17 protein-coding genes and 2 pseudogenes are annotated in these 26177 nt (G+C 67.8%); 11 read left to right on the top strand and 8 right to left on the bottom strand.

Annotation, left to right across the window (positions count from 1 at the left end; all coding sequences use genetic code 11):
- Positions 1-382: pseudogene (locus AC069H_RS41865) on the top strand (VCBS repeat-containing protein); the annotation flags it as partial.
- A gap of 184 nt (positions 383-566) precedes the next feature.
- Here AC069H_RS41865 and AC069H_RS41860 read toward each other — a convergent pair.
- Positions 567-791, bottom strand: a complete 225-nt coding sequence (locus AC069H_RS41860; RefSeq protein ID WP_478236037.1) for a sigma factor-like helix-turn-helix DNA-binding protein — start codon at positions 789-791, stop codon at positions 567-569.
- 129 nt (positions 792-920) lie between these two features.
- Here AC069H_RS41860 and AC069H_RS41855 point away from each other — a divergent pair, with 129 nt between their 5' ends.
- The 3 genes from AC069H_RS41855 to AC069H_RS41845 all read left to right on the top strand — a co-directional run bounded on the left by AC069H_RS41855 (position 921) and on the right by AC069H_RS41845 (position 3163).
- Positions 921-2375, top strand: a complete 1455-nt coding sequence (locus AC069H_RS41855; protein ID WP_478236036.1) for a hypothetical protein — start codon at positions 921-923, stop codon at positions 2373-2375.
- A gap of 102 nt (positions 2376-2477) precedes the next feature.
- The gene (locus tag AC069H_RS41850) at positions 2478-2900 is read left to right on the top strand and encodes a CBS domain-containing protein (RefSeq protein WP_478236035.1); all 423 of its coding nucleotides are present in this window, start codon (positions 2478-2480) and stop codon (positions 2898-2900) included.
- Positions 2901-2929: 29 nt separating this feature from the next.
- The gene (locus AC069H_RS41845; RefSeq protein ID WP_478229161.1) at positions 2930-3163 is read left to right on the top strand and encodes a hypothetical protein; all 234 of its coding nucleotides are present in this window, start codon (positions 2930-2932) and stop codon (positions 3161-3163) included.
- On the opposite strand, the gene AC069H_RS41840 is transcribed toward AC069H_RS41845, so the two are convergent.
- The 3 genes from AC069H_RS41840 to AC069H_RS41830 form a co-directional block, all read right to left on the bottom strand.
- The gene (locus tag AC069H_RS41840; RefSeq protein ID WP_478236034.1) at positions 3160-4509 is read right to left on the bottom strand and encodes a phosphoribosyltransferase family protein; all 1350 of its coding nucleotides are present in this window, start codon (positions 4507-4509) and stop codon (positions 3160-3162) included. The genes AC069H_RS41845 and AC069H_RS41840 overlap by 4 nt on opposite strands.
- A gap of 151 nt (positions 4510-4660) precedes the next feature.
- Complete coding sequence (locus tag AC069H_RS41835; protein ID WP_478236033.1) at positions 4661-4816, bottom strand: hypothetical protein; 156 nt, start codon at positions 4814-4816, stop codon at positions 4661-4663.
- A 66-nt stretch (positions 4817-4882) separates the two neighbouring features.
- Entirely contained in the window at positions 4883-5425 is a 543-nt protein-coding gene (locus AC069H_RS41830) for a GNAT family N-acetyltransferase (RefSeq protein ID WP_478229786.1), read from the bottom strand.
- Positions 5426-5587: 162 nt separating this feature from the next.
- On the opposite strand from AC069H_RS41830, the gene AC069H_RS41825 reads away from it, so the two are divergent.
- Entirely contained in the window at positions 5588-6358 is a 771-nt protein-coding gene (locus AC069H_RS41825) for a transposase family protein (protein ID WP_478236045.1), read from the top strand.
- Between the two features lie 57 nt (positions 6359-6415).
- On the opposite strand, the gene AC069H_RS41820 is transcribed toward AC069H_RS41825, so the two are convergent.
- The gene (locus AC069H_RS41820) at positions 6416-6808 is read right to left on the bottom strand and encodes an archease (protein WP_478236032.1); all 393 of its coding nucleotides are present in this window, start codon (positions 6806-6808) and stop codon (positions 6416-6418) included.
- A 17-nt stretch (positions 6809-6825) separates the two neighbouring features.
- Positions 6826-7581: a ribosome hibernation promotion factor gene (locus tag AC069H_RS41815; protein ID WP_478236031.1), complete on the bottom strand. Its 756-nt coding sequence runs from the start codon at positions 7579-7581 to the stop codon at positions 6826-6828.
- Between the two features lie 248 nt (positions 7582-7829).
- Between AC069H_RS41815 and AC069H_RS41810 the strand changes: the two genes are divergently transcribed.
- The 3 genes from AC069H_RS41810 to AC069H_RS41800 all read left to right on the top strand — a co-directional run bounded on the left by AC069H_RS41810 (position 7830) and on the right by AC069H_RS41800 (position 9196).
- Positions 7830-8192 carry an Hsp20/alpha crystallin family protein gene (locus tag AC069H_RS41810; protein WP_478236030.1) on the top strand — a complete coding sequence of 121 codons (363 nt, stop codon included), beginning with the start codon at positions 7830-7832 and terminating at the stop codon, positions 8190-8192.
- 296 nt (positions 8193-8488) lie between these two features.
- Positions 8489-8809 (top strand): hypothetical protein, encoded by a 321-nt coding sequence (locus AC069H_RS41805; RefSeq protein ID WP_478236029.1) that lies wholly within the window; start codon positions 8489-8491, stop codon positions 8807-8809.
- A 12-nt stretch (positions 8810-8821) separates the two neighbouring features.
- Entirely contained in the window at positions 8822-9196 is a 375-nt protein-coding gene (locus AC069H_RS41800; protein WP_478229092.1) for a hypothetical protein, read from the top strand.
- Between the two features lie 132 nt (positions 9197-9328).
- Here AC069H_RS41800 and AC069H_RS41795 read toward each other — a convergent pair.
- Positions 9329-10057, bottom strand: a pseudogene (locus AC069H_RS41795) (glycoside hydrolase family 3 protein); the annotation flags it as partial.
- Positions 10058-11299: 1242 nt separating this feature from the next.
- Between AC069H_RS41795 and AC069H_RS41790 the strand changes: the two are divergent.
- The 3 genes from AC069H_RS41790 to AC069H_RS41780 all read left to right on the top strand — a co-directional run bounded on the left by AC069H_RS41790 (position 11300) and on the right by AC069H_RS41780 (position 22290).
- Positions 11300-13021, top strand: coding sequence for a GAF domain-containing sensor histidine kinase (locus tag AC069H_RS41790; RefSeq protein WP_478236028.1), 1722 nt, complete (start codon positions 11300-11302; stop codon positions 13019-13021).
- A 708-nt stretch (positions 13022-13729) separates the two neighbouring features.
- Positions 13730-15310 carry an amidase gene (locus AC069H_RS41785; protein WP_478236027.1) on the top strand — a complete coding sequence of 527 codons (1581 nt, stop codon included), beginning with the start codon at positions 13730-13732 and terminating at the stop codon, positions 15308-15310.
- A gap of 290 nt (positions 15311-15600) precedes the next feature.
- On the top strand, positions 15601-22290 hold the full coding sequence (locus AC069H_RS41780) for a LamG domain-containing protein (protein ID WP_478236026.1): 6690 nt from the start codon (positions 15601-15603) through the stop codon (positions 22288-22290).
- 667 nt (positions 22291-22957) lie between these two features.
- Here AC069H_RS41780 and AC069H_RS41775 read toward each other — a convergent pair.
- A complete protein-coding gene (locus AC069H_RS41775; RefSeq protein ID WP_478236025.1) occupies positions 22958-26134 on the bottom strand; it encodes an AfsR/SARP family transcriptional regulator in 3177 nt (1058 codons plus the stop codon).
- Between the last annotated feature and the right edge of the window lie 43 nt (positions 26135-26177).

Here is a 26177-nt window from a genome sequence, read left to right as displayed (position 1 = left end):
GGTCTGGCGGCCAGGCAACGGGGTCTGGTATGTCATGGACAGCGCAACCGGTGCGGTGACTACCAGGCAGTGGGGCACCGCCGGAGATGTCCCGGTCGGTGGTGACATGACCGGGGACGCCCGTGCTGACTACACCATCTGGCGGCCGAGCAATGGCGTTTGGTACGTCGTCGATTCCGCCACCGGAGCCGTGAGGAATCAGCAGTGGGGCACGGCAGGCGATGTCCCGGTGAGTGCCGATTTCACCGGGGACGGTCGTAATGATTTCGTGGTCTGGCGGCCAGGCAACGGGGTCTGGTATGTCATGGACAGCGCAACCGGTGCGGTGACTACCAGGCAGTGGGGCACCGCCGGAGATGTCCCGGTAGCAGCCTTCCGCTGACGCTGTTGCTGCTCTCACCCGGTCACCAGCCGTTGGTAGCCCGAGACTCGACCGCAGCTGCTATGGCCTTCCCTTCAGCGCCACAACGGATGGGTGCTCGACTCGGTGATGGTCATGCGCGGACGGGGAACAAGCGAGGTCTCGATGATCACGGCGTGACCTCTGACCGGTGATGCCCTTCGGCTCAAGAGGTCCTCGAAAGCACTCGATCCTGTTTGTCGGCACTTGGTGTACCGATCATCCCGCGAGAACAGTGGTCGTCGGTGCTCGCCTGGCTCGCGCAGCCGGACCAGGCCCGCTGTTCCAGCCGGCGGACGCGGTCGCGCGAAAGCCCGAGCCGGTCAGCCGTTTCCTGAAGCGTCTGCGGACGGTTGTCGTGCAGCCTGTATCGCACCGTGATGACCAGCATCCGCGTGCACGCTGAAGAACGTGCACGCTGAAGAACGGAAAGGGCCAAAGTCGTTTCCCGCGCACAAGCGTTGCCACCGAAGACTTTGTGCCCTAGCGGACGGCAGTTGTGCCTGGGTGCACTGGGGAAATGCTGGTCACAGGTACTTCCCTCGTCGGCGGCCGCTACCGTTTGCTGAACCGGCGTGGCGCCACCCGGGACGGGGCTGTGGAGTTCTGGCGGGGCCGCGACGAACGGGGCGCGCGGGATGTCGCGATGACCGTGCTGACCGCCGATACCCGCGGGCGGCACCTCTTCGGAGGCAGTGCCCGCGTGCTCGAGCACGCCCGGCTGACCGCCACGGCCCCCGAAGCGGCCGTGGCACCGGTGCTCGACGTGCTCGGCCCGGCGAAGGAGGCCGAACTCGGTGACGGTGTGACCGGGCTGGTCGTCGCCGCCTGGACGCCCGGCATGGAGGTGCTCGACGCCGTGCGACAGACTTCGGTACCGCCCGAACGTGCCTGCCGGATGCTACGGCCCCTCGCCGCCGCTGTCGACCACGTCCACCATCGCGGCCTCCTCGCCGGGATCGACTGTCCACAACGGATCCGGATCGGCCAGGACGACGCCCTCATCCTGGCGTTCCCAGGCCCGGCGCCGAATGGAACGCAGCGCGAGGACATCTATGGCCTCGGCGCCCTGCTGTATGCGCTGATCGTCGGGGAGTGGCCTGCCCCCGATGCGCCCCAGAGCCTGCCCGACGTCGTGCCGGAGCAGCTGCAGCTCGTGGTGCAGCTCAGCCTCGGGTGCCCCATGCTGGGGGAGATCCACACGGTCACCCCGCTGGCGGAGGCGATGACGCGCTTCGACACCGGTGGTGTCGTCGCCGAACCGCCGGTGCCCCGCCCCGCTTCGGAGCCGGTGGTGGAGCCGCCGTCCCGGTCCATGCGCCCTCGCGACCGGGACGCGCGCTCGGTGACCACCGCGATCCTGGCGATCGCGGTGGTGTTGCTCATCGCCGGCGGGGTGACGCAGGTGAGCGGGCAGTCCGGCCGCGCACCGGCCGAGGCCCCGAGGCCAGCGTCTTCGTCGGCGCCGACGGCGGTGTTGCCTCATCCCGCACCTCCGTCGCCGACCCCGTCTTCGACGACGCCTGCCGTTCCCGTTCCGGTCCGTCCCGACAGCGTGACCGTGTACAACGTGACCGGGAGCCCCGATCACCCGCGTGCGGCCGCGCTGGCCACCGACGGTGATCCGATGACCGCGTGGTCCACCGACCAGTACCGGCAGCAGTTCCCCGAGTTCGCACGGGGAGCCGGGCTTTTGGCCGCGTTCGGCCGTCCGCTTCGGGTGCGCGAAGTGGACGTCACCTCGCCCAGCGCCGGGTCGGTGGTCGAGATCCGGACGGCGGCCTCGGCCCGTCCCGCCTTCGTCGAGACGGTGCCGCTGGTGACCGCGACCTTGACGCCGGGCACGACCAGGATTTCCGTGCCGCCCGGTGCGGCGAGTGCGGTCGTGCTGGTCTGGCTCGTCCGTCTCACTCCCGGCCCGCGGGGCTACCAGAGCACGATCCAGGAGATCACCTTCCTGGGCGACGCCGACTGATTCATCGCTGACCCGTTCGACAGGGACCTTGGTCTCTTCTGATTGGTGACAGGACGGGAGCACGCTACGAGTTCCGGGAAGAACACGATCCGACAGGAGGTCATGATGACGACCGCACAGGACATCATGCATGCGGGCGTAACGTGTATCGGAGAGCATGACACCTTGGCATCCGCCGCAGGGCGGATGCGGGAACTCGATGTCGGCGCGCTGCCGGTCTGTGGTGATGACGATCGGCTTCACGGCATCGTCACCGACCGCGACATCGTGATCAAATGTGTCGCCACGGGCGGTGACCCCGGCGTCATGACCGCTGGTGAACTGGCCGAAGGGGTGCCTCATCTCGTGCGTGCCGACGCCGAAGTGGAGGACGTGCTCGACGTGATGGAACGATATCGAGTCCGGCGGGTGCCGGTCCTCGAAGAGCACCGGCTGGTCGGGATGATCAGCGAGGCCGACCTGGCCCGTCATCTCCCCGAGGCCACGGTTGGCCGCTTCGTCGAGGCCATTTGCGCGGCTCGCTGAATACCGATCCGGGAACGGAGGCGAGAATCGTGGCGCTGTGCGAGGTGTGCGGTAACGACTACGACAAAGCGTTCGAAATCGTGGTGGACGATGAGTCCCACGTCTTCGACAGCTTCGAATGCGCGATACACCGGTTGGCGCCCACGTGTGGTCACTGCGGATGCCGGGTGGTCGGGCACGGTGTCGAAGGAGGTAATGCGGTCTACTGCTGTGCCCGATGCGCCACGACCGCGGGCGTGGCCGGGATGCGGGATCGCGTTTAGGTCGTGTTCGACGCGGCCGCGCTGTCCGGTGTGGATCCGAGGTGGTGGATGAACCAGTCCCGGGCCAGTGCGGCGGCCCAGTCGAGTGTGCCGGGTTCTTCGAACAAGTGGGTGGCGCCGGGCACGATCGCGATCTCGCAGTCACATGGCATGGCCGCCTGCGCGACCTGGTTGAGGCCGAGCACGGCTTTGTCGTGCCCGCCCACGATGAGCAATGTCGGTACGTGGACGGAACTCAGCCGCTGTGCGGCGAGGTCGGGTCTGCCGCCGCGCGAGACGACGGCTCGGACGGCGTTTCCGGAGTCGGCCGCGGCCCACAGGGCCGCGCCGGCTCCGGTGCTGGCCCCGAAGTAGCCCACCGGCAGGTGCGCGGTGTCCGGCTGGGCCCTCAGCCAGTGCGTGACCTCGATCAGGCGATGCGCGAGCAGTTCGATGTCGAAGACGCGGGCGCGGTCGAGTTCTTCGAGCGGGGTCAGCAGGTCGAACAGCAAGGTGCCCAAGCCCGCGTCATTGAGGTTCGCGGCCACATGGCGGTTGCGCGGACTGTGCCGGCTGCTGCCGCTGCCATGGGCGAACACGACGACGCCGATGGGGTTTTCGGGAATGGTGAGGTGCCCGGCCAGCGTGACCTGTCCCGTACGCACTTCGACGTCCTCGTCGCGCACGGGCGGATCCGCCGGGCCCATCGCGTCGGCGGCGAGTTGCCGGGCCGCCAGGCCGGCGCGACTGAGGAAATCGGCGACTTCCTCGTCGGAGGTTTGCCGGAATTCGCGGTACCAGCGGCCCACGGCGACGAACCAGGTGGGCGTCTCGAGGCAGATCACATCGTCGGCGACTCGGCGCAGTGAAAGGATCGCGGCCGCGGCGCCCACCGGCACGGCCAACACGACCCTTGCCGCGCCTTGTGCACGCGCGACTTGGCACGCGGCGCGGGCCGTGGAGCCGGTCGCCACCCCATCATCGATGATCAGTGCGGTACGCCCGGCCAACGGGATTCGTTCTCGTCCGGCGCGGAACCTCGCGACCCGGCGCCGCAGCTCGGCCTGCTCGGCACGCTCGACCGCGGCGAGTTCTTCCTTGGTCACGCGCGCACAGCGCGCGACCTCGTCGTCCACCACCCGCACGTTGTCTTCGCCGATGGCACCCACCGCGAGCTCTGGCTGGTAGGGCACGCCGAGCTTGCGCACCATGATCACGTCGAGTGGGGCGGAAAGCGCCCGCGCCACTTCGAACGCGACCGGTACACCCCCGCGCGGTAACCCGAGTACCACGATGTCTTCACCACTGAATGCCTCCAGGCGCCGAGCCAGGCGCCGTCCCGCATCTGTGCGATCGGCGAACATCATCGGCGAACCTCCGGTTTCCCTGTGCACGGACCTGTCGCGGGAAGGCCACGACCAAGGCTGGCGCTCACGGAGAGGTCAGCGGCAGAGCCCACTGTCGCTTCAAGGGAGGCCATTGGGCCTTCCATTCCGGCAGGCTGCGCGGCAGGCCCGCTCACCCTGGGCGGATGGTCAGGTACCCGGTGCCGTCGGCCTCACCGACCCGGGTTCCGAAACGCCTGCTGGTGCGGTCGAGGGTGGACCGCAGCCATTCCGTGTCGTCACGTGTGACGTGACGCAGCCGCAGGTTCTTTGTTTCCAAGGGCACCATGTGCAGGATTGTGAGGGTGCCACTGAGCCTTTTCCAACCTCACTCTGAACAGGTTGGGAGGAGTGCTCATGGCGTTCCGGGACAATGCTCTGAGCGGAGCAGACCGTAGACGAGCACATCGACATACTCGCCGTGTTGGAAGGACCTGCCGTGCATGACCCCTTCCCGGCGGAACCCCAGGCGTTCGAGGGCTTTCTGCTCGCCGAGGTTACCGCCATTGGTGAGGGCTTCGATTCTGTTCGCGGTCGTGCGGCCGAACAGGTAGTCCACGAGCAGCCTCTGTGCCACCGTGCCCACCCCCTGTCCACGATGCTCGGGTAGCACCCCCACGCCGATCTCGTAGGTGACACCCGAAGGGAAGCCGCGGGGCTTCCAGGTGGCGATGCCGATAACCGTGTCGTCGGCCCGCGCGATCGCAACCGCCGCGGACTCGGCGGAGATATACCCGTCGATCTCCCATCGCTTGCGGCGTGCCCTCGGATCACCGAATCCGGGCCACTCGAACTCGCCGAGCGCATCGGGATCCGTGCAGAGGCGGTCGAGAAAGGCGAGGTCGGCCTCGGTGAACGCCCTCAAGTGGACTGTGTCTGGGCGGTTCGCTGGAGTCATGAAGGCCAGTATCGCGCCCGGAACATCATCCGTCAGGCAGTGAGCACTTCCCAACCTTGTTGCGACAGGCTGGAGTTTGTCGGTCCCCAGGTGCTGAATGTGGCGAAGCTCCTGATAGAGGAGTTCACGACCAAGATCACTCGCTCGACCAGGAGCTTCGCCATGCTTGGCTACCCATCCGCGATCGACCTGTCCAGTTCGCACCTGCGGTTCCTCGCCGGGCACCTGCAACGGCGTCGCCGCGAACGAGGCACTCGGTGGCGCAGGCTACCGGTGCACCGCCAGGCACTGCTCGTGCTCGCGCACCTGCGCTGCGGGGATACCTACGCACGCCTCGCCGCCAGTTTCGGGATCGGCGTGGCCACTGCCTACCGCTACATCCGCGAAGCAGCCGACCTGCTTGCCGCGCTCGCGCCCAAGTTGGCCGACGCGATCCGGCAGGCCCGGCGGATCGCCTTTGTGATCCTGGACGGCACGCTCCTGCCGATCGACCGGATCGCCGCCGACCGCCCCTTCTGCTCCGGAAAGCACCGCAAACACGGGATGAACGTGCAGGTCCTGGCCGATCCGCTCGGCCGTCTGTTGTGGGCCTCGCCCGCCCTGCCCGGCGCTGTGCACGACATCAAGGCCGCCCGTGCCCACGGGATAATCGAGGCACTGACCGCCGCCGACATCCGCTGCTGGGCTGACAAGGGCTACCGCGGCGCCGGCGGCACCGTGCGTGTGCCCTACTGGGGGCGGTGGGCGAATCTCTCCGCAGGCCAGCAGGCGGCCAACCGCTCACACACCCGGATCCGGGCCGTAGGGGAGCAGGCCAACGCAGCCCTGAAGGGTTGGCGTCTCCTGCGCAAGCTCCGGTGCAGTACCACCCGGATCACCAGCCTGGTCAAGGCCGTGACGGTCCTTCACAATGTCACCAGGACGGGAAGTTGAAAAGGGCTCACTGGCCGGGTCGACGGACGCGAAATACAGCAGCCGAAGCCTCGCCCCCTACACGTCGATGGTCGCGGAGCACCACCACTGGTGACCATGATCTTCACACCGCAAGTCCTGTAACGACACGGCTTTGGGCACCGCGCCGACCGCGACGAGTCTGTCCGTCCTGACCGTGGAGAAGTGCAAGCGCAGACCGGTGGCGATCGCCCGTACCCTGGTCTCGACCGGGACCTGGCCCGCGGTTTCCAGGTGGTAGATGACTTCGTTCAGCGTGGCCGCGAGCAGGTCCGCGTCGTCGGCGCCGGCGACCTCGCAGTCCACCGAACCGGACGGTGCCGGCATGTCACGGCCGAGAAGGCTTTCGGTCACGGCGCTCACCGCGTGTGCGATGCATTGTTCACGGGTCGGCGCCCACGCCTCGATCCGCAGGTCGGCGGTGTGCGACACCGTCCGATGCCCTCCGATCACAATGCCTCGCCCGCGGGGGTGATGAGCCCGTAGTGGCCGTCGTAGCGGTGGTACAGCACGGATCCGCGACCACGTTCACCATCCAGGAAGAACAGGAACGGCGTGTTCAGAATCTCCAGCCGCGCCACAGCCTCGTCGGTGGCCAGGATCGGTGCCGGCTGAGTGCTGACGGTCAACGGAAGCCGGAACGCGGCCAGCTCGTGCGGCCCTGGCGGCGTCACCAGCGCCAGGCGATATCCGGTCGCCCCGGCACGGTAGAGCACCGCGTCGTCACCGGTACCGGCCTCGGTGAACAAGTGGAAGTCGTAGCCGAGCATCCCCATCTCTCGGGCAGCGTCGTCGATCGTGCAGCGGTGCAACGTGAACGTCTTGTGCCGGACGATCTCACGCTCCTCCGGTGGGCGCGGATACCAACGGTGACGACGAGCCCCTTCCGACTGATGCCGCCATTCATGCGGCCAGGCCGAGGGAATCCGGCCGCGCCGGGCCTCCCAGTGCTGGGCTATGCGTTCCAGCCGATGCCGAAGGCGAGCTTCCAGCCGGTCGATCGCCTCCCACGAGTTCTCGCCCTCCGCCTGAGCCCGCACCAGCCGGCCGTTGACGTCGAGGTTGGCCTGCGCCACCGCGGGGTGCGGCACCGCCGGATCACCGTGCCGCGTCACCCGTATTCGGGCGGACAACACCGGACGATGCGCCAGATGCAGCAAAGCGCCGATCTTCTCCCGGGCGTAGTCCGCCGTGCCTGGCAGCACATGCCCGTCCGTCGTAACGCGGATCTCAACAGTGGCAGAGCGCATGCTGCCGTTTTACGAGGGTTTAGAGGCGGCTACCAGGGCCGAACGGCACCTATTTCGTTCACCCGGCGAAACGGGGACTTTCGTCCCGATGCGGAGAGGACGCGGACCCTGGCCACGAGATCGCGGATACGCCAGATTGGTAGGCCTGAATTCGCGAGAGGAAGGGACCGGTAATGGCATCCTTGCTGCCCAAGGCTTCGCGCTTGCCTGAAGTTTTTCACTGGCTCAAACCGCGTAGCGGCGACCGCCTTTCCATTCCGCTGGAGGACTTCGTCGCCGACGACCGGTACGTGCTTCGCGCCGAGCTGCCCGGACTGAATCCTCAACAGGACATCAAGGTCTCGGTGACCGGCCGGGAGATCAGCATCGCCGCCGACCGTCCCAAGGAGGAAAAGGCCGAAGGAGCCAGCGAGTTCCGTCATGGCGAGCTGGCCCGCACCGTCGAACTGCCGGCGGAGGCCGATCTCGCAGGGATCGAGGCCCGCTACCACGCCGGGATCCTGGAGATCAGGATGCCGATGGTCGGCGTCGGGGAGACGCACACCATCCCCGTGAAGGCCGGCTGATGTCGGTTCCGGCCACTTCGTCGAACAGGGTCGGGAGGTAGTGCTCCGGCATTCGATCCGGCGCGCCGATGTCCACTATGGACTTTTGACGTGAAATCCCGTGAGCATGTGACATGCACATGTCAACCAGGTGCTTCCACCGGCGCCGCGCTCACCACGTTCCGCAGCCGGACGAGAAGGGCACGATGGTCCTTACCGGAAAGACTTCCGCCCCTATCGAGAGCGCAACGCGTCCATGGAGACTGGACGTCCGACGTGACCCGGCAGATGGGAGACGTGTGATGCACGCGTTCGGAATGCTCGCCATGCTCGGTCTCGGGCTCGTGGCGGTATCGGCGGTCGCCGCCCGGTGGCTGGCCCTGGCCAAGGAGTTCTGGGCGATCACCAACCTGGTGATCGGGATCGCGGCGGCCTGGATCGTGGACTTCGACCTGTTCGCGGCCTGGGCATTGACCGTGCGCAGCCACTGGCTCGGTATCGTGTTCACCGGGATCGCCATCGCCGGCGCCGGTCATTTCTGGCGGGTGATCCTACTGTTCTTCGAGGCCCTTGCGCGTAAGTACAGTGATGAGGCGCAAGTGCTGGAGAAGGCTCAGAATCTCCACCGCGCGGAGTGACCGGGAGGATCGGTGAGCAACGCATACGTTTCCCCCGCTGATCGGCGTAAGCAGGCGGAACAGAATATCGCCGAACTCGGCGCGCACCGCGACAGTCGCCTGCTGTTGCGGGTGCGCTGCTCGGCCAACCACCACGTCGCCACGGTTTACGACACCGCGCACGGCCCGGTCCTCGTCGTCCTGACCGGGCCGCACGCACACGGCTCACGCGATTTCGCCGACGTTCCGCACGGCGCCCATCGCCGGGGCAAGGAGTACATCGACATGCTTGAGGGGAACGGCGGTGACCTGGTCCCAGCCTGGTGTGAATGCGGGACCAGGAGGATCTCCCGGTCCATTCTGCTCCAGACGATCGCTCGCCGGGAAAAGACCATGATCCTCGCTTGAAACACCCCTTGGTTGCCCTGCTCGACGAGGACCTGTCCGGAATCGAAACCGCGGGCGACCCCACGAACATTCGCCACGCTCCGCGACCCAAGCCCCCTTCAGGTGCTGAGCGATGAGCATCGTGCACGACGTTCAGTTCCGGTACTCCAGGCCATAGCCGTAGGGAAAAAGGGCGGGCTTTCCGTCACCGACGTTGATCGGCTGCTGGCCGGCGCTGAGCATCCAGGTCATCGGCAGCGTGCCAGTCGGGTTATAGTCGCCGAACAGGACATCGGCGACCCCGCCGCCTTCGGTGCCGGGTAGCCATGATGCGAGCAGAGAGTTCCAGCCGGGCAGTTCGGTGGCGATGTCCCATGGCCGGCCGGACACGAGCACGACCACGACCGGAACCCCGGATGCTTTGAGCCGTTGCAAGGTCGCCAGGTCCTCGGCATCCAGTCTCATGCCGTCCGGCCGGTCACCCATGAACTCGGCATAGGGGGTTTCGCCGATCACCGCTACCGCTGCGCGGTAGCTACCGTCGATTCCGGTGCCGTCCTTGTTGTAGGTGACCGTCGTCGAGGGCGCGATCTTCTGTCGGATTCCTTGCAGGATAGTGGTTCCCGGAGTGATGTCGCCGCTGCTGCCCTGCCAGGTGATGGTCCACCCGCCGCTCTGATTGCCGATGTCGTCCGCGTTCTTGCCGGCCACGAAGATCTTGCCGCCGCCCTTGGCCAGCGGCAGCGTGCCGTCATTCTTCAGAAGCACCTGGGATTCCCGAACGGCTTGGCGGGCGAGTTCGCGATGCTGTTCGCTGCCGATCGTGCCGGTGTAGCGGCGATCGGTGAACGGCCTCTCGAAGAGGCCGAGCTCGAAATATTTGCCGACCTCGCACGGTGCGGCAGCCGTGGGCATCTCCAGGGGAGAGCAGGCCACAGCAAGGGCTGCGGCGCCGAGGACCGGCAGCGCTTTCGATGAAATTCCTCGATACACGAAACCTCCTCAGAAACGCCCATTGGTGTGTGCAAGACCGCGTCGGGCATCCGGTCGAGCTGTTGATGACCGGCGGCCTGCGCAATTCTGTTTCCGCAATGGTCAACGTAGCGTCAGTAGACGCCGGGAGTGCATCTCGCCACGACCCAGTCTCTCGCGTTGTCGCCGGTGAAATGGACCCGCTTGAGGCAAAGCCCGTCATGAGGGCGAGGTGCGGGCGACCCGCTCGGAAGCACGGCCCGCGCTGTCGTAACGGTATCCACGGCGTTTCCCTGGGGAGTCACGAGTGTCATGGTGAACACTTCCGGAATGTCGTCCACGATACTGAAGATCTGGTCGGGCGCGGGACCTCCCGCGAACCGCGTACTCGCGAGCAGGTAGACCGCGCCCGGTCGCAACAGGACGCCGTCCGGGATGTGGGCGAGTTCCACGGCGTGGGAATGAAGTACCACCAGCAACCGAGAGCCCCCGAGGGGCAGCGTACGGGATCCGCGGTTGGCGATCTCGACGAATTCAGCCCGAGAGTCCTGTGCACCGCGAGTGCCGATCTCGTGCATAGTGGCCTCGAGAGTCCGCTGATGTCCCTGGGCTTGTCCATTGGCTCCGGCCGCACCGCACGCGCCGACCGTCAGTACGGCCACCGTGGTAGCGGCGGCCACCGCGCACGCTCTTCTCATGACTGAACCTCCCTGGATCCTGGGGCCATCGCTTGCTCACCCCAGTGCAGTAGCCTGCGGACGGCACCGGCTGGCCAGTACCGCCGCAGTGGACGTGGGCATCGTGATCCTCCTGCCAAAGCGAGGTTCCTGGGTCAAGGTTCGCCCGTCTCGTGCGGTCTCGTTAGGGACGAACGTCCCACTCCGGGTCTGCCAAGGGCCCTCCGTGTCTGGTCACGAGACTCCGACTGGGACGGCCTGTCCCGGAGAGGCCGGACACCCCACGCGCCACACGGCCGTTTCGCGCTGGGAAGTGCGGGGCACGTCCGTCCGGTCAGTGAGCTGTCGCAACGTCCGGAGGACCGTCGCCGGGCGCGATCGTGGCCTCTTGGCAGGGCAGGCTCGCGGTGGAAGGCTGAGCACGTTGGAGGCGACAGAGGCTGTCATCGAGATTGTCCGGGGAAAGGAACCCTCGATGTCGTCCGAACCGGAAGCGAGCGGGGTTGATCCGCAGCCGAGTGCGGCCGTTCTGACCGGGTTGCGGCTCGACGAGTTGCTGCGCGAGGTTCAGGAGCGGCTATCGGAGATCGTCAAGACCCGCGACAGGTTGCAAGGGCTGCTTGACGCGGTTGTCGCGGTGGCGACCGGCTTGGAGCTCGACGCCACCTTGCAACGCATCGTCCAGGCCGCGGCGAAGCTGGTCGACGCCCGATACGGCGCCCTCGGTGTCGTTGGTGACGAGGATGGCCTTTCCGAGTTCGTCTATGTGGGTATCGACCCGGAGACCCGCGCGATGATGGGGCACCTCCCTGAGGGACGTGGCCTGCTGGGTTTGCTGATCGAGGAGCCGTATCCGGTGCGGGTCCCGGATCTGTCGGCGCATCCGGCGTCGGTCGGCTTCCCCGCGAACCATCCGCCGATGCGCAGTTTCCTCGGTGTACCCGTCCGGGTCCGGGACGAGGTCTTCGGCAACCTGTATCTGACAGAGAAGCGGAACGCGGCCGAGTTCACCGCCGATGACGAGGTCGTGATCCAGGCGTTGGCCGCCGCGGCGGGGGTGGCGATCGACAACGCTCGCCTGTTCGAGCGGTCCCGGATGCGGGAGCGGTGGCTGGGGGCGGTCGCCGAGGTCACCGGTGGGCTGCTCGGCGGGGCTTCGGTGACCGACACGCTTGACCTGATCGGCGAGTGTGTCCGGGAGCTGGCCGAAGCCGACGGGGTGACGATTCTTCTGGCAAAGGCGGGCGAGGCGCGGTCACTGACGGTGGGTTCGACGGTGGGTGACCGGATCGGCTCGCTGCTGAACACCTCGACACCCCGCGCCCATCCGGTGCTCGACGAGGTCTTTTCCGAGGGGCGGGTGAGTCTCATCCCGGATCTTGGCGCCGTCTTCCCGGCGGAGGATGAGCCCTCTCTCACCGGCCCTGGCGTGGTCGTGCCATTGGCCAGCACGGCAGGGGACGGCGGGGTGCTGCTCGCCGGGCGTGGGAAAGGTGCCGCGCAGTTCGACTGGGAGCAGATCCCCCTGCTGTTCTCGTTCGCCGGCCAGGCGGCCGTCGCCCTTGAATTCGACGAGAAGCAGCGTAACCAGCGTTTGCTGGACGTTTTCGCCGATCGGGACCGGATCGCGCAGGATCTGCATGATCACGTCATCCAGCGGATGTTCGCCATCGGGATGAGCCTGCAGAGCATTTTATCGAGTGTGCCGGACGAGTTCGCCCGGGACCGGATCGCGAATGGGGTGGAGCAACTGGATCGGACGGCCCGGAAGATCAGGACGTCCATCTTCGATCTGCACACATCCGGCCCGGGCGAGCCGCAAACCCTGCGGCGGCGTTTGCTGGACGTGGTCACCGAGTTGACCGGTGAAGACACGGTGACCACGTCGGTCCGTATCGACGGCGCCGTCGATACGCGCGTTTCGCCGGCGTTGTACGAACACGCGGAGGCGGTGGTGCGCGAAGCACTCAGCAACGCGGTCCGTCACTCCGGGGGCGACGAGATCGGCATCGGCGTCGAGGCGGATCGTGAACTGGTCATCGAGGTCACAGACAACGGGGTCGGTATTTCCGAAGCAGGGCGGCGCAGCGGACTGGCCAACCTCGTGCAGCGGGCGGAACGCTGCGGCGGCAGCGCGGGATTCGCGGCCCGGCCGGGTGGCGGGACCAGAGTGACCTGGCGTGTCCCGTTGCCCTGAATCGGGCTCTCCGCCGCCGAACATCGGGCCTGGGCTGCTTCGCGTGGTGGAAGTGCGGGGGACTCGCCACCCATGGCGATAAGAGCGTTCACCGCGTCGAGCGGTTGTCCTGCGGTCCCTGCGAACGAGCTTCAGCTTGATCATCTGGGTCTCTGCTCCAGGAAATTGGTGTGAGAGGGCCTGGTGGCGGCAGCCATGGGTGGTAGTTGTCGTGTGGACGTGTCATCTCTTCACCGGCGTACTCCGTTCCAGAGCCGGCGAACCATCTTGCACCCTCGGAGTTGCCCAGGTGAACTCCTTGTCGGCGGTGTCCGCTCATACCGATGAACTTCGTCATCGCATTTGCCTGACACTCGGCGGCAAGTGGGTCAGGTCGGCTGGACGGCGCGTGATTCTGTCTTACGCCGCCGTTGGCGACGTATCGGGATCGGTGTGATCGCCTGGCCGGATGACCCAGCGCGCGTGCCGCCCTGGTGAACGGGTTCCATTGTGGACAAGGTGGGGTTGACCCCACCCCGAAAGGGCAGCAGGTGCCATCGCCTCACACCGTCGGACGGCTTAAGGTTCAGCTATCCGGACTGGAGCCGGTACACGCGGCAGGAAATCGATCCACGCGTCAGAAAGTTCACCATTTCGGGGCGCCGTGAACGGTGCCCGAACAAGGAGGAAACAATGCGTTCGTCAGCTCGAACACGACGGCGTGGGATCGTGGCCGCATTGACAGGTGTCTGTCTTCTGCTGCCGGCGTCGGCGCACGCCGACGACCGCACGACCTCGCTCCAAGCCTCGGAGATGAGCACTGTTCTGGACCGGCTGACCATCCCGGATCTCCAGCGGGCCATGGACAGCAGGTTGCTGAGTTCCGAGCGGCTCACCCGCGGTTACCTCGATCGCATCAACGCCCTCAATCCGCGTCTGAACGCGGTGGTGCAGACGAACCCGGACGCGCTCGCGCTCGCGCGCCAGAGCGACAGCCGCCGCCGAGCGCACCAGGCGCGGGGGCCGCTGGAAGGTATCCCGATCCTGCTGAAGGAGAACATCGACACCGCGGACCGGCAGACCACCACCGCAGGCTCGACCGCGTTGCGCACGGCGAAGCCCGCCAAGGACGCGTTCCTGGTCCAGCGCCTGCGCGATGCCGGCGCGGTCATCTTCGGCAAGGCGAACATGTCCGAGTGGGCCAACTTCTACGGCTCCAGGCAGATCCCTGGCTGGAGCGCCGTCGGTGGCCAGACCCGCAACCCCTACGTCCTCGACCGGAGCCCGTGCGGTTCGTCCAGCGGCTCCGCCGCCGCGGCGGCGGCCGGGCTGGCGACGGTGACGATCGGTACGGAGACCGACTCGTCGATCGTGTGCCCGTCCGCCGCGACGTCGACGGTCGGTGTGAAGACCACGCTGGGGGTGGTCAGCCGTGGCGGTGTCGTTCCGATCACGAACCAGCACGACACCCCCGGCCCCATCGCCCGCACGGTGACCGACGCTGCGCTGACCCTCGCGGTGATGGCGGGAGCCGACGCGGCGGATCCGGCCACGGCACCGGTCGCGGGCGCCCTGCCCGCCGACTACCGCACCATGCTCAATCGCGATTCGTTGCGCGGCAAGCGAATTGGTGTGTGGCGCAAGGGGCACGAGGGAATCGACCGCGATGTCGACCGGGTTTTCGAGGCCGCCGTTCAGCGGCTCCGCGTCTTGGGAGCGACCGTCGTCGAAGGAGCGGATGTCCCCGACGTCATCGGAATGGTCCAGCCGCATCTGCTGCCCGCCGTGCTGACCGAGTTCAAGCACGACCTCAACGGCTATCTCGCGACGACCCCGGGCGGGCATCCCAAGAACCTCACCGATCTCATCGCCTACAACAAGAAGCACGCCGCTGTGGAGCTGCCGGGCTTCGAGCAGGACCTGCTCGAGATGGCCGACAAGACCGACGGCAACGTGAACGACCCGGCGTATCGTGCTCACCGGGCGGCCGCGACCGGCCAGGCCCGGGACTCCATCGACGCCGTGGTGAAGAAGTACCGTCTCGACGCGATCGTGACGGCCACCGACCTGCCCGCCCCGCCGATCTTCGGAGGTGGCGGTAGCTCCTTCGTCAGCAGCACCCGCAGCACGTCGACAGCCGGGTATCCCCACATCACCGTTCCGGGTGGCTTCGCCCGGACGGGCCTGCCGATCGGCGTCTCCTTCCTCGGCACCCGGCTGACCGACGCTTCCCTGCTCGGTTACGCCTACGCCTTCGAGCAGGCCACCCACGCCCGGAAGGCACCGCACTACCTGCCCACCGCACGCTGACATCTCAGGCCTTCGCGCGGGACTCCGGCACGGCGAGGGACCGCAAGGGTACCGAGGACCCTGATTCCCAGCTCGGGCATGATCTCCCAACCTGTTCACCTTTCCGGAAATAGCTCACGAAATGACCTTCCACCAGGTGCTGGAGCGTGCCGGCCGACCCCCGCCCGTGTCCTGGCGACGACTCCCCTCGGGGGTGAAGTCGCGGTGTAGCCGAGCTGAAGCCGGATGGACGCACGATCCCACCGTCGCGGGGCCTGCGGATCTGCGCTCCGTACCTGGTGGGAGGAACAATGCGGCTACGTCGCACAGTGATCGCCACGGCGGTCACCGCTCTGGTGGGTTCGATGGTGGTCGTCGTCGCGGGGAGCAGCCCGGTCATACCCGCACGACCGGCATCCGTCGCGGAAGCGCCCGACGCGGTTTCGGCGATGGCCGCCGCGCGGGCGCAGGGGACAAGGGTCGAGGTGGCGGGCGAGCGCACCGCGAACCGGGAGGTCTTCGCCAACCCACAGGGGACGCTGACCGCCGAACTGACCCCGGTCCCGGTCCGGACCAAGGTCGCGGGCAAGTGGGTGCCGATCGACACCGCGGTGGTGCGCCGCGCCGACGGTTCGTTCGGCCCCAAGGCGGCCGAGGGTGAACTGTCGCTGTCCGGCGGCGGGAAGACCGCGCCACTGGCCACGCTCCGCCGGGACGGCAAGTCGCTTTCGCTGTACTGGCCGGGCGATCTGCCCGCGCCGGTGGTCGCGGGCGACAAGGTGACCTATCCCGAAGTGTTCCCTGGCGCCGACCTGGTGATGTACGCCGACCGCGATGGTTTCCGGCAGCACCTCACGCTGAAGGACGAGCCCGCCGCGAAGAACCCGGCGCTCAAGTCGATCCGGATGACGATCCGGGCCGACGGCCTGAAGGTGACCGCCGGGAAGGACGGCGCGCTGCGGGTGCTCGACGAGGCGGGCGCCGAGCTGTTCAGCGCCCCGCCGTCGGTCATGTGGGACGCGGCGGGGAAGCGGGCGCCGATCGCGGTGTCCGTTGTGGACGGTGCGCTGGAACTGGTGCCGGACGCTAAATTCCTGGCTGACCCGGCGCGGACGTTCCCGGTCGTCGTCGACCCGACGCTTCGGACGCACGAGAAGACCGCTTGGGCCACTGTGCTTTCCGGCAAGCCTGAGGACGAGTACTGGGGCACCAGCGGCGATGGCACCTACGCGCAGGTGGGTCAATGCCCGCGTGACTACCCGGACAGCTACTGCAACAACATCGGCGAAGCATGGGCGTACTTCCAATACGACACAAGTTTCCTGTGGGACAAGGATGTTCTCGGTATCACGATGTCCGGGGTCGTGGTGTCCGGTCCCGAATGCAACGAGCCCTGGCACGACGTCTACCACATCGGCGACGACCGGCTCCTGTGGAGCGGGATGAACTGGAACAACCGCCTCGGCGGCAACCGGGCCGCTTCCAGCAAGGTGCCCGGCGTGCACACGAACTGCACGGGCTGGAAGAACGCCGGGTTCAGTGTGCCCACCGAGCACATCAAGAAGGCGCGTTCGTCGGTGTACTTCCTCAAGGCCTTCGACTCGGGTGCCCAGTCCGCGTGGCGGAAGTACAACCCGCCGGACATGAAACTGAAGGTGACCTGGAACCGCACGCCGCACGTGCCGGGCAACCTCACCACCGATCCGCCGCTGAAGGCCCCGTGCCACCACTGTGGCGGGATCCCCTACGTCGGCGACGACTGGATCACGCTGAAGGCCCAGGTGTCCGATCCGGACGGTGACGACGTCCGCGCGCAGTGGCGGATCCACGACGGGGTGGAGACCGCGTGGGACGCCAACATGCTGACCAGCGGTTCGATCCACAGTGCCGGTATCGATCTCAGCAAGCGGCACGGGAAGACCATGAACTGGTGGCTGCACGCCTCGGACGGTGCGGCGTCCAGTGGTGCGGCGAGCGGCACGCGGTTCGCCATCGACCGGGAGCCACCCACCGTAGAGCCGACGGTGGCCAGCGAACTGTACACAGAGGACAATCGCTGGCACGGCGGACCCGGCGTGTTCAGTGAGTTCGTCTTCGGTTCCCAGGGAGTCGACGACGTCGACCACTATCTGTACGACTGGTGGGATGAGCCGGGCACCCCGATCGTCGCCGAGACGCGCGGCGGCGCCGCGCGGGTCCGCCTGGCACCGCCCGGCGACGGGCCGCAGACCCTTTACGTCCGCAGTGTGGATCGTGCGGGACACAAGGGCCCGATCCGGAAGTACCGCACGTACGTCCGTGCCGGCAACGGGCCCTTGGCGCACTGGGCGCTGAACGGCAACCCGAACGACTCGGCCTTCCTCGGTGACCGGCACGGCTCGCTCAACGGCGGCGCGACCTTCACCGGACAGGGCGCGGTCGGTGCCGCGGTGCGGCTCGACGGCGTCGACGACCACGTGAGCGCGCCGAACGCGATCCGCAACAGCGCGGCGTTCACGGTCTCGGCCTGGGTGAACCTGAACCGCAAGGACCACGCCAGGGCGGTGGTCAGCCAGGACGGCGCGATGTTCCCCGGATTCGTGCTGTGGCACCGGGCCGAGGCCGACGGGAGCAATTCCCGCTGGGTCTTCGGTGTGCCCAACTCGACGTCCTCGGACAAGGGCGTGCCGATGGCCACCTCGGCGATCGGCATGCCGGAGCTGAACACCTGGACCCATCTCGCCGGTGTCTACGATCCCGAGGCCAAGCACATCAAGCTGTACGTCAACGGGACGCTCGCCGCGACGACACCGCACACGGCGAAACCCGACTGGGCCTCCGGTCAGGTGCGTATCGGCCGCACGGTCTGGGGCACCAACACCGGCGTCGACCATTGGGCGGGCGGGGTCGACGACGTGCAGATCCACGACCGGGCGCTGACCGCTGCCGAGGTCTCGGCGCTGGTCGGGGCGGGCGACGTCCAGGTGGCGCACTGGAGGTTCGACGAGACCTCGGGTACGACGGCGCGGAACTCCGTCGAGGGCGGCGCCGACGCGGTGCTGCGGAACGGCGCGGCCTTCACCACGACGGGCGCGGTGAAGGGCGGGGTCCGGCTGGACGGGATCGACGACGTCGTCTCGACCAACAGCCCGCTGCTGCGCACCGACCAGAGCTTCACGGTCGCCGCGCAGGTCAAACTCGACCGGGCCGACGACGGTACGTACACCGTGCTCAGCCAGGACGGCGACCGGATCTGCTCGTTCTGCCTGCAGTACCAGAACCGCAAGTGGACCTTCGTCTTTCCGCAGTCCGATTCGGACAGTCCGGCCGGGTACAACTGGGTCGGCACGTCGACCCAGCCGCCGGAGGGAGTGTGGACCCAGCTGACCGGTACCTACGACGCCGGTGAGAACAAGATCCGGCTGTATGTGGACGGCGAGCTGATCGGGGAGTCCACCCGTGTCACGCCGTGGCAGGCGAAGAACGCGTTCCGGATCGGGCAGGCGGTCCTCAAGGGGGTTCCGGAGCAGCGGTTCCCCGGCACGATCGACGAGGTCCGCGCCTACAACCGGGCGATCTCGCAGGACGAGGTCCGTGGGCTCGTGAGCCGCGACAACGTCACCGCCGGTACCTGGAAATTCGACGGCAACCCCGACGACGCCAACGGAAAGGTGAACGCCACGGTCAACGGCACCGGGGACTGGACCGCCGGGCAGACCAGCATGCCCGACCCGGCGGACCTCGCGCTGCGGCTCAACGGCGGCCACGCCGCCACCACACAGAGCGTGGTGGACACGGACAAGAGCTTCACCGTGACGGCGTGGGCCAAACTGGACAAGATCGACGGGCACCACACCGTGGTCTCCCAGCAGGGCCAGACGGCCAGCGGGTTCGACCTCGGCCTGCTGCCCGACGGCCGGTGGGACTTCACGGTTTCGAAGGTCGACGCGCCGGACGCCCTCATCGACCACGTGGCGGGCGGCGCCGCGCAACCCGGGGTCTGGACTCATCTCGCGGGGGTGTACAGCAAGAGCAGGCAGCGGATCGAGCTCTACGTGAACGGTGTGCTGGCCGGTTCGGAGATCCATCTCGACGGCGCGGACTTCAACGGGCCCTTGCAGATCGGCCGGTCGAAGTGGGGCGGGAACGAGAATCTCGAGCTCTTCCCAGGCGCCATCGACGATGTCTCGGTCTACAGCCGGGCCTTGCCGGCGGGCGAGATCCTGACGATGGCCGGGCGGGATCTGAGCCTGGCGCACAACTGGACCCTCGACGACGGCTCCGGGGTCACCAGCGGTGACGCCGTGGGCGCACGGCAGGCGACGTTGTCGGGCGGGGCGACCTTCGCACCGGGGCGGGTCGGCAACGCCGTCCAGTTGGACGGCGTCGACGACGTCGCCTCGACGAGTGGCGTCGACGTCCGCACCGACACGAGCTTCAGTGTGTCGGCGTGGGTTCGCATGACCGGTAAGGAATGCGATCTCGACGTCACCTCGCGCTGCATGTTCAGCGCGGTCTCGCAGGATGGCGGCGTCGCCCCCGACGGCAGCACCAGGCCCGCCAGCAAGTTCCGGCTCGGTCATCTCGAAGACGACAACGGGCATCCCGGGAACTGGGTGTTCGAGATGCCGGAGGCGAACGGCACGATCACCAAGGCCTCGGTGGACGTCATTCCCAGCGACCTGACGGGGTGGGTACACCTGACGGGCACCTACAACGCCACGGCGAAGTCGATCCACCTGTATGTCGACGGAACCCGCAAGGGCGAGGGCACCTTGCTCACCGCCTGGCAGGCCACAGGTGGGCTGCAGATCGGCCGCGGCCGTGAGGGCGGTGAAGCGAAGGGGTTCTGGAAGGGGTCCGTCGACGATGTCCGGATGTACGGTGGCTCGTTGACCGCCGAGCGGGTTTCCGCGCTGTACCGCGGCTATCCGGCGGCGGAGGGTTCGACGACCCTGCCCGCCGCGGACAAAGGACACTGGAAGTTCAACGAGAGCACCGGAACCACGGCGGCCGATTCCGGCGGCCGCGGCCTGACCGCGACGCTGCGGGGCGGCGCGGGCTGGAACCCTGGGCGAGACGGCTACACCGGGTGGTTCGACGGTGGTGCCGGATACGCGGAGACCGCCGTGCCGGTGGTCGAAGACACCGGCCGGGACTTCTCAGTCGCCGCGTGGGCGTACCTGAAGGCGGGCACGCATTACGCGACCGTGTTCGGGCAGGACGCGGGCCAGGTGAGTGCGTTTCACGTGCAGTACGACCACGGCTCGAAGACGTGGGGTGTGGTGGTACCGAAGGCCGACCAGAACAACCCGGAGCTGCGAACCGTGCTTTCCAGCGAACCGGCGAACGTGGGCGGCTGGTCGCATCTGGTGATGACGTACGTCGCCGCGCAGAAGCAGGTACGGCTGTACGTCAACGGCGTGCTGTCGGGAATGCAGTCGGATATCACGATCCCGGCGGCACCCGGGAAGTTCTCCATCGGCCGGTGCCGGTGGAACGGCGGTGACGGCTGCTACTTCCCCGGCGGCATCGAGGAGGTCAGGGCGTACGGGAAGGCGTTGTCCGACGGCGAGGTCCGGCGGGTCCACGACGACATCCCGCCCGCGTCGCACGGCTACTGGAGGTTCGACGACGGCACCCCGCGCGACTACTCGTGGGCGCAGAACCACATGGCCGTGACCGGGACCGCCACCTACCCCGACGGCATCACCGGGAAGGCGCTGCAGCTCGACGGCAACTCCTACGCGCAGGGCACCAAGCCGGGCGTGAGCATGCGGGACAGCTTCACCGTCGCCGCGTGGGCACGCCTCACGAGGGGCGACAAGGTCGCCACGGTGCTCGGCCAGGACGGCGCCACCCACAGCGGTTTCGTCCTCCAGTACCGGCCGGAGGTGAACCGGTGGATCTTCGGCGCGGCGACGGAGGATTCGGAAGGGGCGAACCACACGCCGCTGGTCTACGCGAACTCGTTGCAGCCGCCCGCGTTGAACACGTGGACACATCTCGCCGGGGTGTACGACTACCCGGCGCGGCAGCTGCGGCTGTACGTCAACGGGGAACACGTCGGCACCAAGGAAAACGTCCTGCTGTGGACGGCGTGGGGCAGCTTCACCATCGGCAGGGGCAAGGCCAACCGGGTCGCGGACGGGTTCTTCCCCGGTGCGATCGACGAGGTGACCACGGACATGGGCGTGGTCTCCCCGGACGAGCTCCGGAAGCGGGCGGGCTGGCCCGAGCCGGCGGGTGGCCAGCTCGGCCGGTTCATCCGGACCGGCGGTGACCACCGGACGGTGCTCCTCGGCGGTGACCTCTACGGCAAGGCGGGCGAACTGCCGCCGGGCTACCGGTTCGAGAAATCGCTCGGCATGATGCTCACCGCCGAACGGCCCGGAACGCGCCGGGTGTACAGCTGCCTGCTCGGGGAGACCGACGCGTTCACCTCGACCGATCCGGCCTGCGAGGGCAAGACGAAACTCGCGGATCTCGGCTGGGTGTACTCGGCGAAACCCGCCGGGGTCGCGACGGTTCCGCTCTACCGGTGCCTGCACAACGGAGAACGGTTCGACGCCTACCTGGCCGACTGTGAAGGCCAGCAGGTGGACGTCCTGATCGGATATCTCCTGGCGTACGCGCCGCTGACCCGGTACTACCACCCGCGGATCGGCGAGCACGACGTCTCGACGCGGGGTACGCCACCAGGGTACCGCCACGAGGGCACGTACGGCCTGCTCGCGATGTCGAACGAGCCGGGCACCCAGCTGGTGAAGTCCTGTGTGGACGGTACGGACCGGTTCCTGTCCCTCGACGCCGCCTGTGAAGGGAAGACGGTCTACCGCGACGTGGGCTACATCTGGACACAGCCTCCCGCCGGGTTGCCGAGTATCCCGCTCTACCAGTGCGCGCTCAATTTCGGCGCGTCAGCGGGCGAGCTGTTCGTCTCCGGTGAGGCGAACTGTGAAGGACAGACCGTACGCGGACAGCTGGGCTACGTGGTCCGCGCGGCACCGGCCGCGGTCTGACAGGCGGGACCGATTCGGGGTCGTGAACCGCTCTTGCTCGCTTGAAGTACATGAAGGCCCCTTCCTTGCGCCAGGCGCAAGGAAGGGGCCTTCATGTACTTGGGAAGGTGTGAAGGTCGAGTTTCCTCGGCTGAGCCGCGTGAAGGGGGTCCTTCACGCGCTGCGGCTGTGACTGCTGGGGCTGGTGGTGTTGCTGAGGCTGCGGATGGCGATCGCGTAGTCCGTGAAGGCCTCCTTCCCTGCCTTCAGGGTCGGGGTCTCGGCAAAGTCGTATAACTGCGCTCTTGGTGATTCGAGCTGGATCTCCGAACGGGGTAGGTGGCGATGCCGCGCCCAATGTGGCATTGGGGACGCTGAGCGTCTCCGATGTCACATTGGGCGCACCGAATGAGTCGCCGGCGCGTCCGAATCGGGCGCTTTCACCCCGAAGTGTCCCCTGTGGACAGTCGAGAAGGAGTCAGGCCACCGTGACGAGCCCTCCGTCTCCCACTCGACCAGCGCGGAGTCGCATAACGGCTGGTCAGATGCGACATTGGGGACATCGCAATCGGGTCCCTCGCCACCAGCGCCCGAATCGCCGCACGTAACGCAGGAGGCCTTCACGGACCTGCGACCAACTGCTGCCACATTCAGTACGTACCTGAAACACCTTTGGTTCTATCGCCACTCACTCGGACTCCGGAACGCCCAGCTCCCGGAGTATCGCCAGCGCGGACGTCCGGTTCTCCCGCGCCGCGGCCGCTTCTCCGTTGATGTCGCGAATCTTTTCGGCAACCAGGAGGGCGCGGGCCTGGCTCAGGCGCTGGCCGTCTTCCTGCGCGATCTTCAGCGCGCGTTCGACCTGGCGGTTCGCCGCGTCGAGGTCGCCCAAGCCCAGCTGGGCGGCGGCCAGTTCGGTCAGCGCCGCGCATTCGAGGACCCGCATTCCGGTCTCGTTCATCTTCGTCAGCGCGAGTTCCGCGTGCGCGACGGCGCCGGCGGGATCGCCGGTGGCGCGATGCGCGGCGGCGAGGCCGATGAGAATCGACACCTCGCCGTACCGGAAATTGATCGCCCGGGACAGTCCCAGCGCCACCGTGTAGCCTTCGATGCTTTCCGCGAACCGCCCGCGGCGCCGGGCGGCGGTGGCGAGGATTTCCAGCGCACCGGCTTCAAGGCGGCGTTCGCCGACCTCCTGGCACTGTACCAGTGCCTCCCTGGCCACGTCGTCGGCTTCGGCGTACCGGCCGAGATCGCAAAGGGTCTCGGCCAGGCACACCAGTGCCGCGTTGCCGTAATGCCGCAGGCCCCATTGTTTACAGAGCCGGACGCTTTCCTCGTGGTATTCGGCGGCTTCGGGGAGCCGTCCGGCGGTCCAGTGAGCGAGGCCGAGCCCGTTCAGGGCGATCAGCGAGATGTGGTGGTTGTCGATTCGTGAGCTGAGTTCGACCGCTTTTGTGTGACAAGCGATCGCGGAGTCGATCCGCCCGAGAGACAGGAGGGCGACGCCGACGTAGTTGATCTCCCTGGCCTCGGTCCGCTCATCGCCGATCCGCCGTGCGACGGCGAGCGCGCGCTCGTGGTGGCGCTTCGCCTCATGCGGCTTCCCGAGCTGCGCGTACACCCGGCCGAGGAAATGCCGGCATTCCACCTCCGCCACCTGGTCCTGGCCGCAGAGCCCCAGCGCGCTGGTGACCTGGACCACGGCGTCGTCGTAGTCGCTGACGTTGTAGGCGATCATCCCACGCAAGGCGAGCGCCACGACCTTGGCTCGCGTGTCGGCGGCCGCGTCCGCCGCCTTGAGCGCGGCGTTCGCCAGCGCCAAGCCGTCCGCGGCGTATCCGCAGCCGGAGAAATAGCCGCGCAACGCGTCGGCCAGCTCCCGGCAGTAGCCGCGGAGCCCGCAAGAGATGGCCGCGCGCTCGGCGGCGGCGACCAGGTTCGGCCGCTCCTCATCGAGCCAGCGCATCGCCGCTTCGTCACCGTCGAACACGTCCCTGGCCACTGGATCCGTCGGCAGCAGCCTGCGGACCAGCGGAAACAGACGTTCGTGCGCGGCGGCCGCTGTGCCGGCGTAGTGGTCGTACAACCGGATATCGGCCGCGGCCAGCTCGCCCGATGGCTCGTCGTCCCGGGCACACGCGGCCGCGAACTCCCGGAGCAGATCGTGGAACTGGTAGCGGTCGGCGCTGCGCCGGGCCAGGAGATTGGCCGAGACCAGCCGGTCGAGCCACCGGCGTGTCCGTTCGGCCGGGCCGAGGAGCGCGACGGCCGCCGCGAACGTGAAGGACGGGCCGGGTATCCGCCCGAGCAGCCGGAACGCCCGCCGGGCGGGTTCGTCCAGCGCCTGGTAGGAGAGCTGGAACGTGGCCTGTACCGCGATGTCCGGGTCGCCTTCGATGGCCAGTTCGGCGAGGCGGTCGGCCCGCAACGTCGCCACATAGCTCCCGACGGACGCGTGTTTCCCGCCGACCAGGTTCGCCGCCGCGATCCGCAGCGCCAGCGGCAGATGCCCGCAGAGATCGGCGAACTGGTCGACGGCTCCGGGCTCGGCGCCGACGACGTCCTCGCCGAGCAGCTGGGTGAGCAGCGCTCGCGTGTCCGGGGGTGTCAGCACGTCGAGGCTCAGCACCTGGGCGTCGTTGAGGACGGTCAGGCCACGCAGGTCGCCACGGCTGGTCACCAGCGCGACGCAACCCGAGTTCGGCGGCAGCAGCGGGCGGACGTGATCGGCGTCGGCGGCGTTGTCGAGCACCACGAGTACCCGGCGTCCGGCCAGCAGCGACCGGTAGAGCACGACCTGTTCGTCGAGCGTCACCGGCACCTGCCCGCCCGACACACCGAGGCCGCGCAGGCAAAGCGTGAGGGCCTGGGTCTTCGACACCGGTGAGGTCGACGCGTAACCGCGCAGATCGACGAACAGCTGACCGTCGGGAAACCGGTCGCGGACGCGGTGAGCCCACTGGACGGCCAGCGCGGTCTTGCCGATGCCACCGGGACCGACGATCGCCATGGTCCGGTGCGCCGAAGCCAGGAACCCGTCCAACGTCTCCAGGTCCGACGTCCGCCCGGAGAAACTGGGCAGGTCGGCCGGTAGCTGGCAGCCCGCCTGGTGGGTGACGGGCAGGTCGTCCGGCTGGGTGAGGACCTCCTGATGGGCCGCGCGCAGCTGCATGCCCGGCTCGACGCCCAGCTCGTCGGTGAGCATCCGGTGCACGGTCCGGTAGGTCTCCAGCGCGTCCGCTCTACGCCCTGATCGGTGCAGCGCGAGGATCAGCAGCGCCCACAACGATTCCCGCCAGGGATTCTCGCGGGTGAGGGCGCCGAGATCGGCGATGATCTCGACGTGTTTGCCCAGCTCGAGGCTGACTTCGAGATAACGCTCGCGAGCCCGCAGCCGTTCCTGGCCGAGCTGGACGGCCGCTTCGCGCTGAAACGACTCGGCCGGGACGTCCGACAGCGCGTCGCCACGCCAGCAGGCCAGCGCCTCGGCCAGGAGCTCCCGTTCCCTTTCGGGTTCCGCGGTCTTCGCCCGGCCGACGAGCTGCCGGAACCGGAGCAGGTCGAGCCGCGCCGGTTCGAGGCGCATCAGGTAGCCGTCGGGGCGGGTTTCGATCATGGCGTTGTCGCCGAGCACCCGGCGCAGGCGCAACGCGTGGAGCTGGGCGGCCTTGCGCGCGGTCGGAGGCTGGTGTTCGCCCCAGAGATCCTCGGCGAGCTCGTCCAAGGACACGGTCGCGTTCGCCCGGAGCAGCAGCGCCGCGAGGACGACGCGCAGCTTCGGTCCGCCGACCGCCACCGGCAGACCGTCGCGTGTCACCTCGAGCGGGCCGAGGATTCCGAAACCGAGACCGGATCCTTCCACTGCTTCTCCCCTTCCACGGGCACATCACTCACGGATCGAGCAA

This window comes from Amycolatopsis sp. NPDC043887, from assembly GCF_056435665.1.
The sequence above is the reverse complement of the archived record's forward strand: the minus strand, read 5'-3'. Positions and strand labels throughout refer to the sequence as shown.

Coding starts and splice junctions, on each gene's coding strand:
- AC069H_RS41840 (WP_478236034.1), bottom strand. CDS start 4,509: ATGATGTTCGCCGATCGCACAGATGCGGGACGGCGCCTGGCTCGGCGC.
- AC069H_RS41825 (WP_478236045.1), top strand. CDS start 5,588: ATGCTTGGCTACCCATCCGCGATCGACCTGTCCAGTTCGCACCTGCGG.
- AC069H_RS41790 (WP_478236028.1), top strand. CDS start 11,300: ATGTCGTCCGAACCGGAAGCGAGCGGGGTTGATCCGCAGCCGAGTGCG.
- AC069H_RS41850 (WP_478236035.1), top strand. CDS start 2,478: ATGATGACGACCGCACAGGACATCATGCATGCGGGCGTAACGTGTATC.
- AC069H_RS41855 (WP_478236036.1), top strand. CDS start 921: ATGCTGGTCACAGGTACTTCCCTCGTCGGCGGCCGCTACCGTTTGCTG.
- AC069H_RS41805 (WP_478236029.1), top strand. CDS start 8,489: ATGCTCGCCATGCTCGGTCTCGGGCTCGTGGCGGTATCGGCGGTCGCC.
- AC069H_RS41835 (WP_478236033.1), bottom strand. CDS start 4,816: ATGGTGCCCTTGGAAACAAAGAACCTGCGGCTGCGTCACGTCACACGT.
- AC069H_RS41830 (WP_478229786.1), bottom strand. CDS start 5,425: ATGACTCCAGCGAACCGCCCAGACACAGTCCACTTGAGGGCGTTCACC.
- AC069H_RS41860 (WP_478236037.1), bottom strand. CDS start 791: ATGCTGGTCATCACGGTGCGATACAGGCTGCACGACAACCGTCCGCAG.
- AC069H_RS41780 (WP_478236026.1), top strand. CDS start 15,601: ATGCGGCTACGTCGCACAGTGATCGCCACGGCGGTCACCGCTCTGGTG.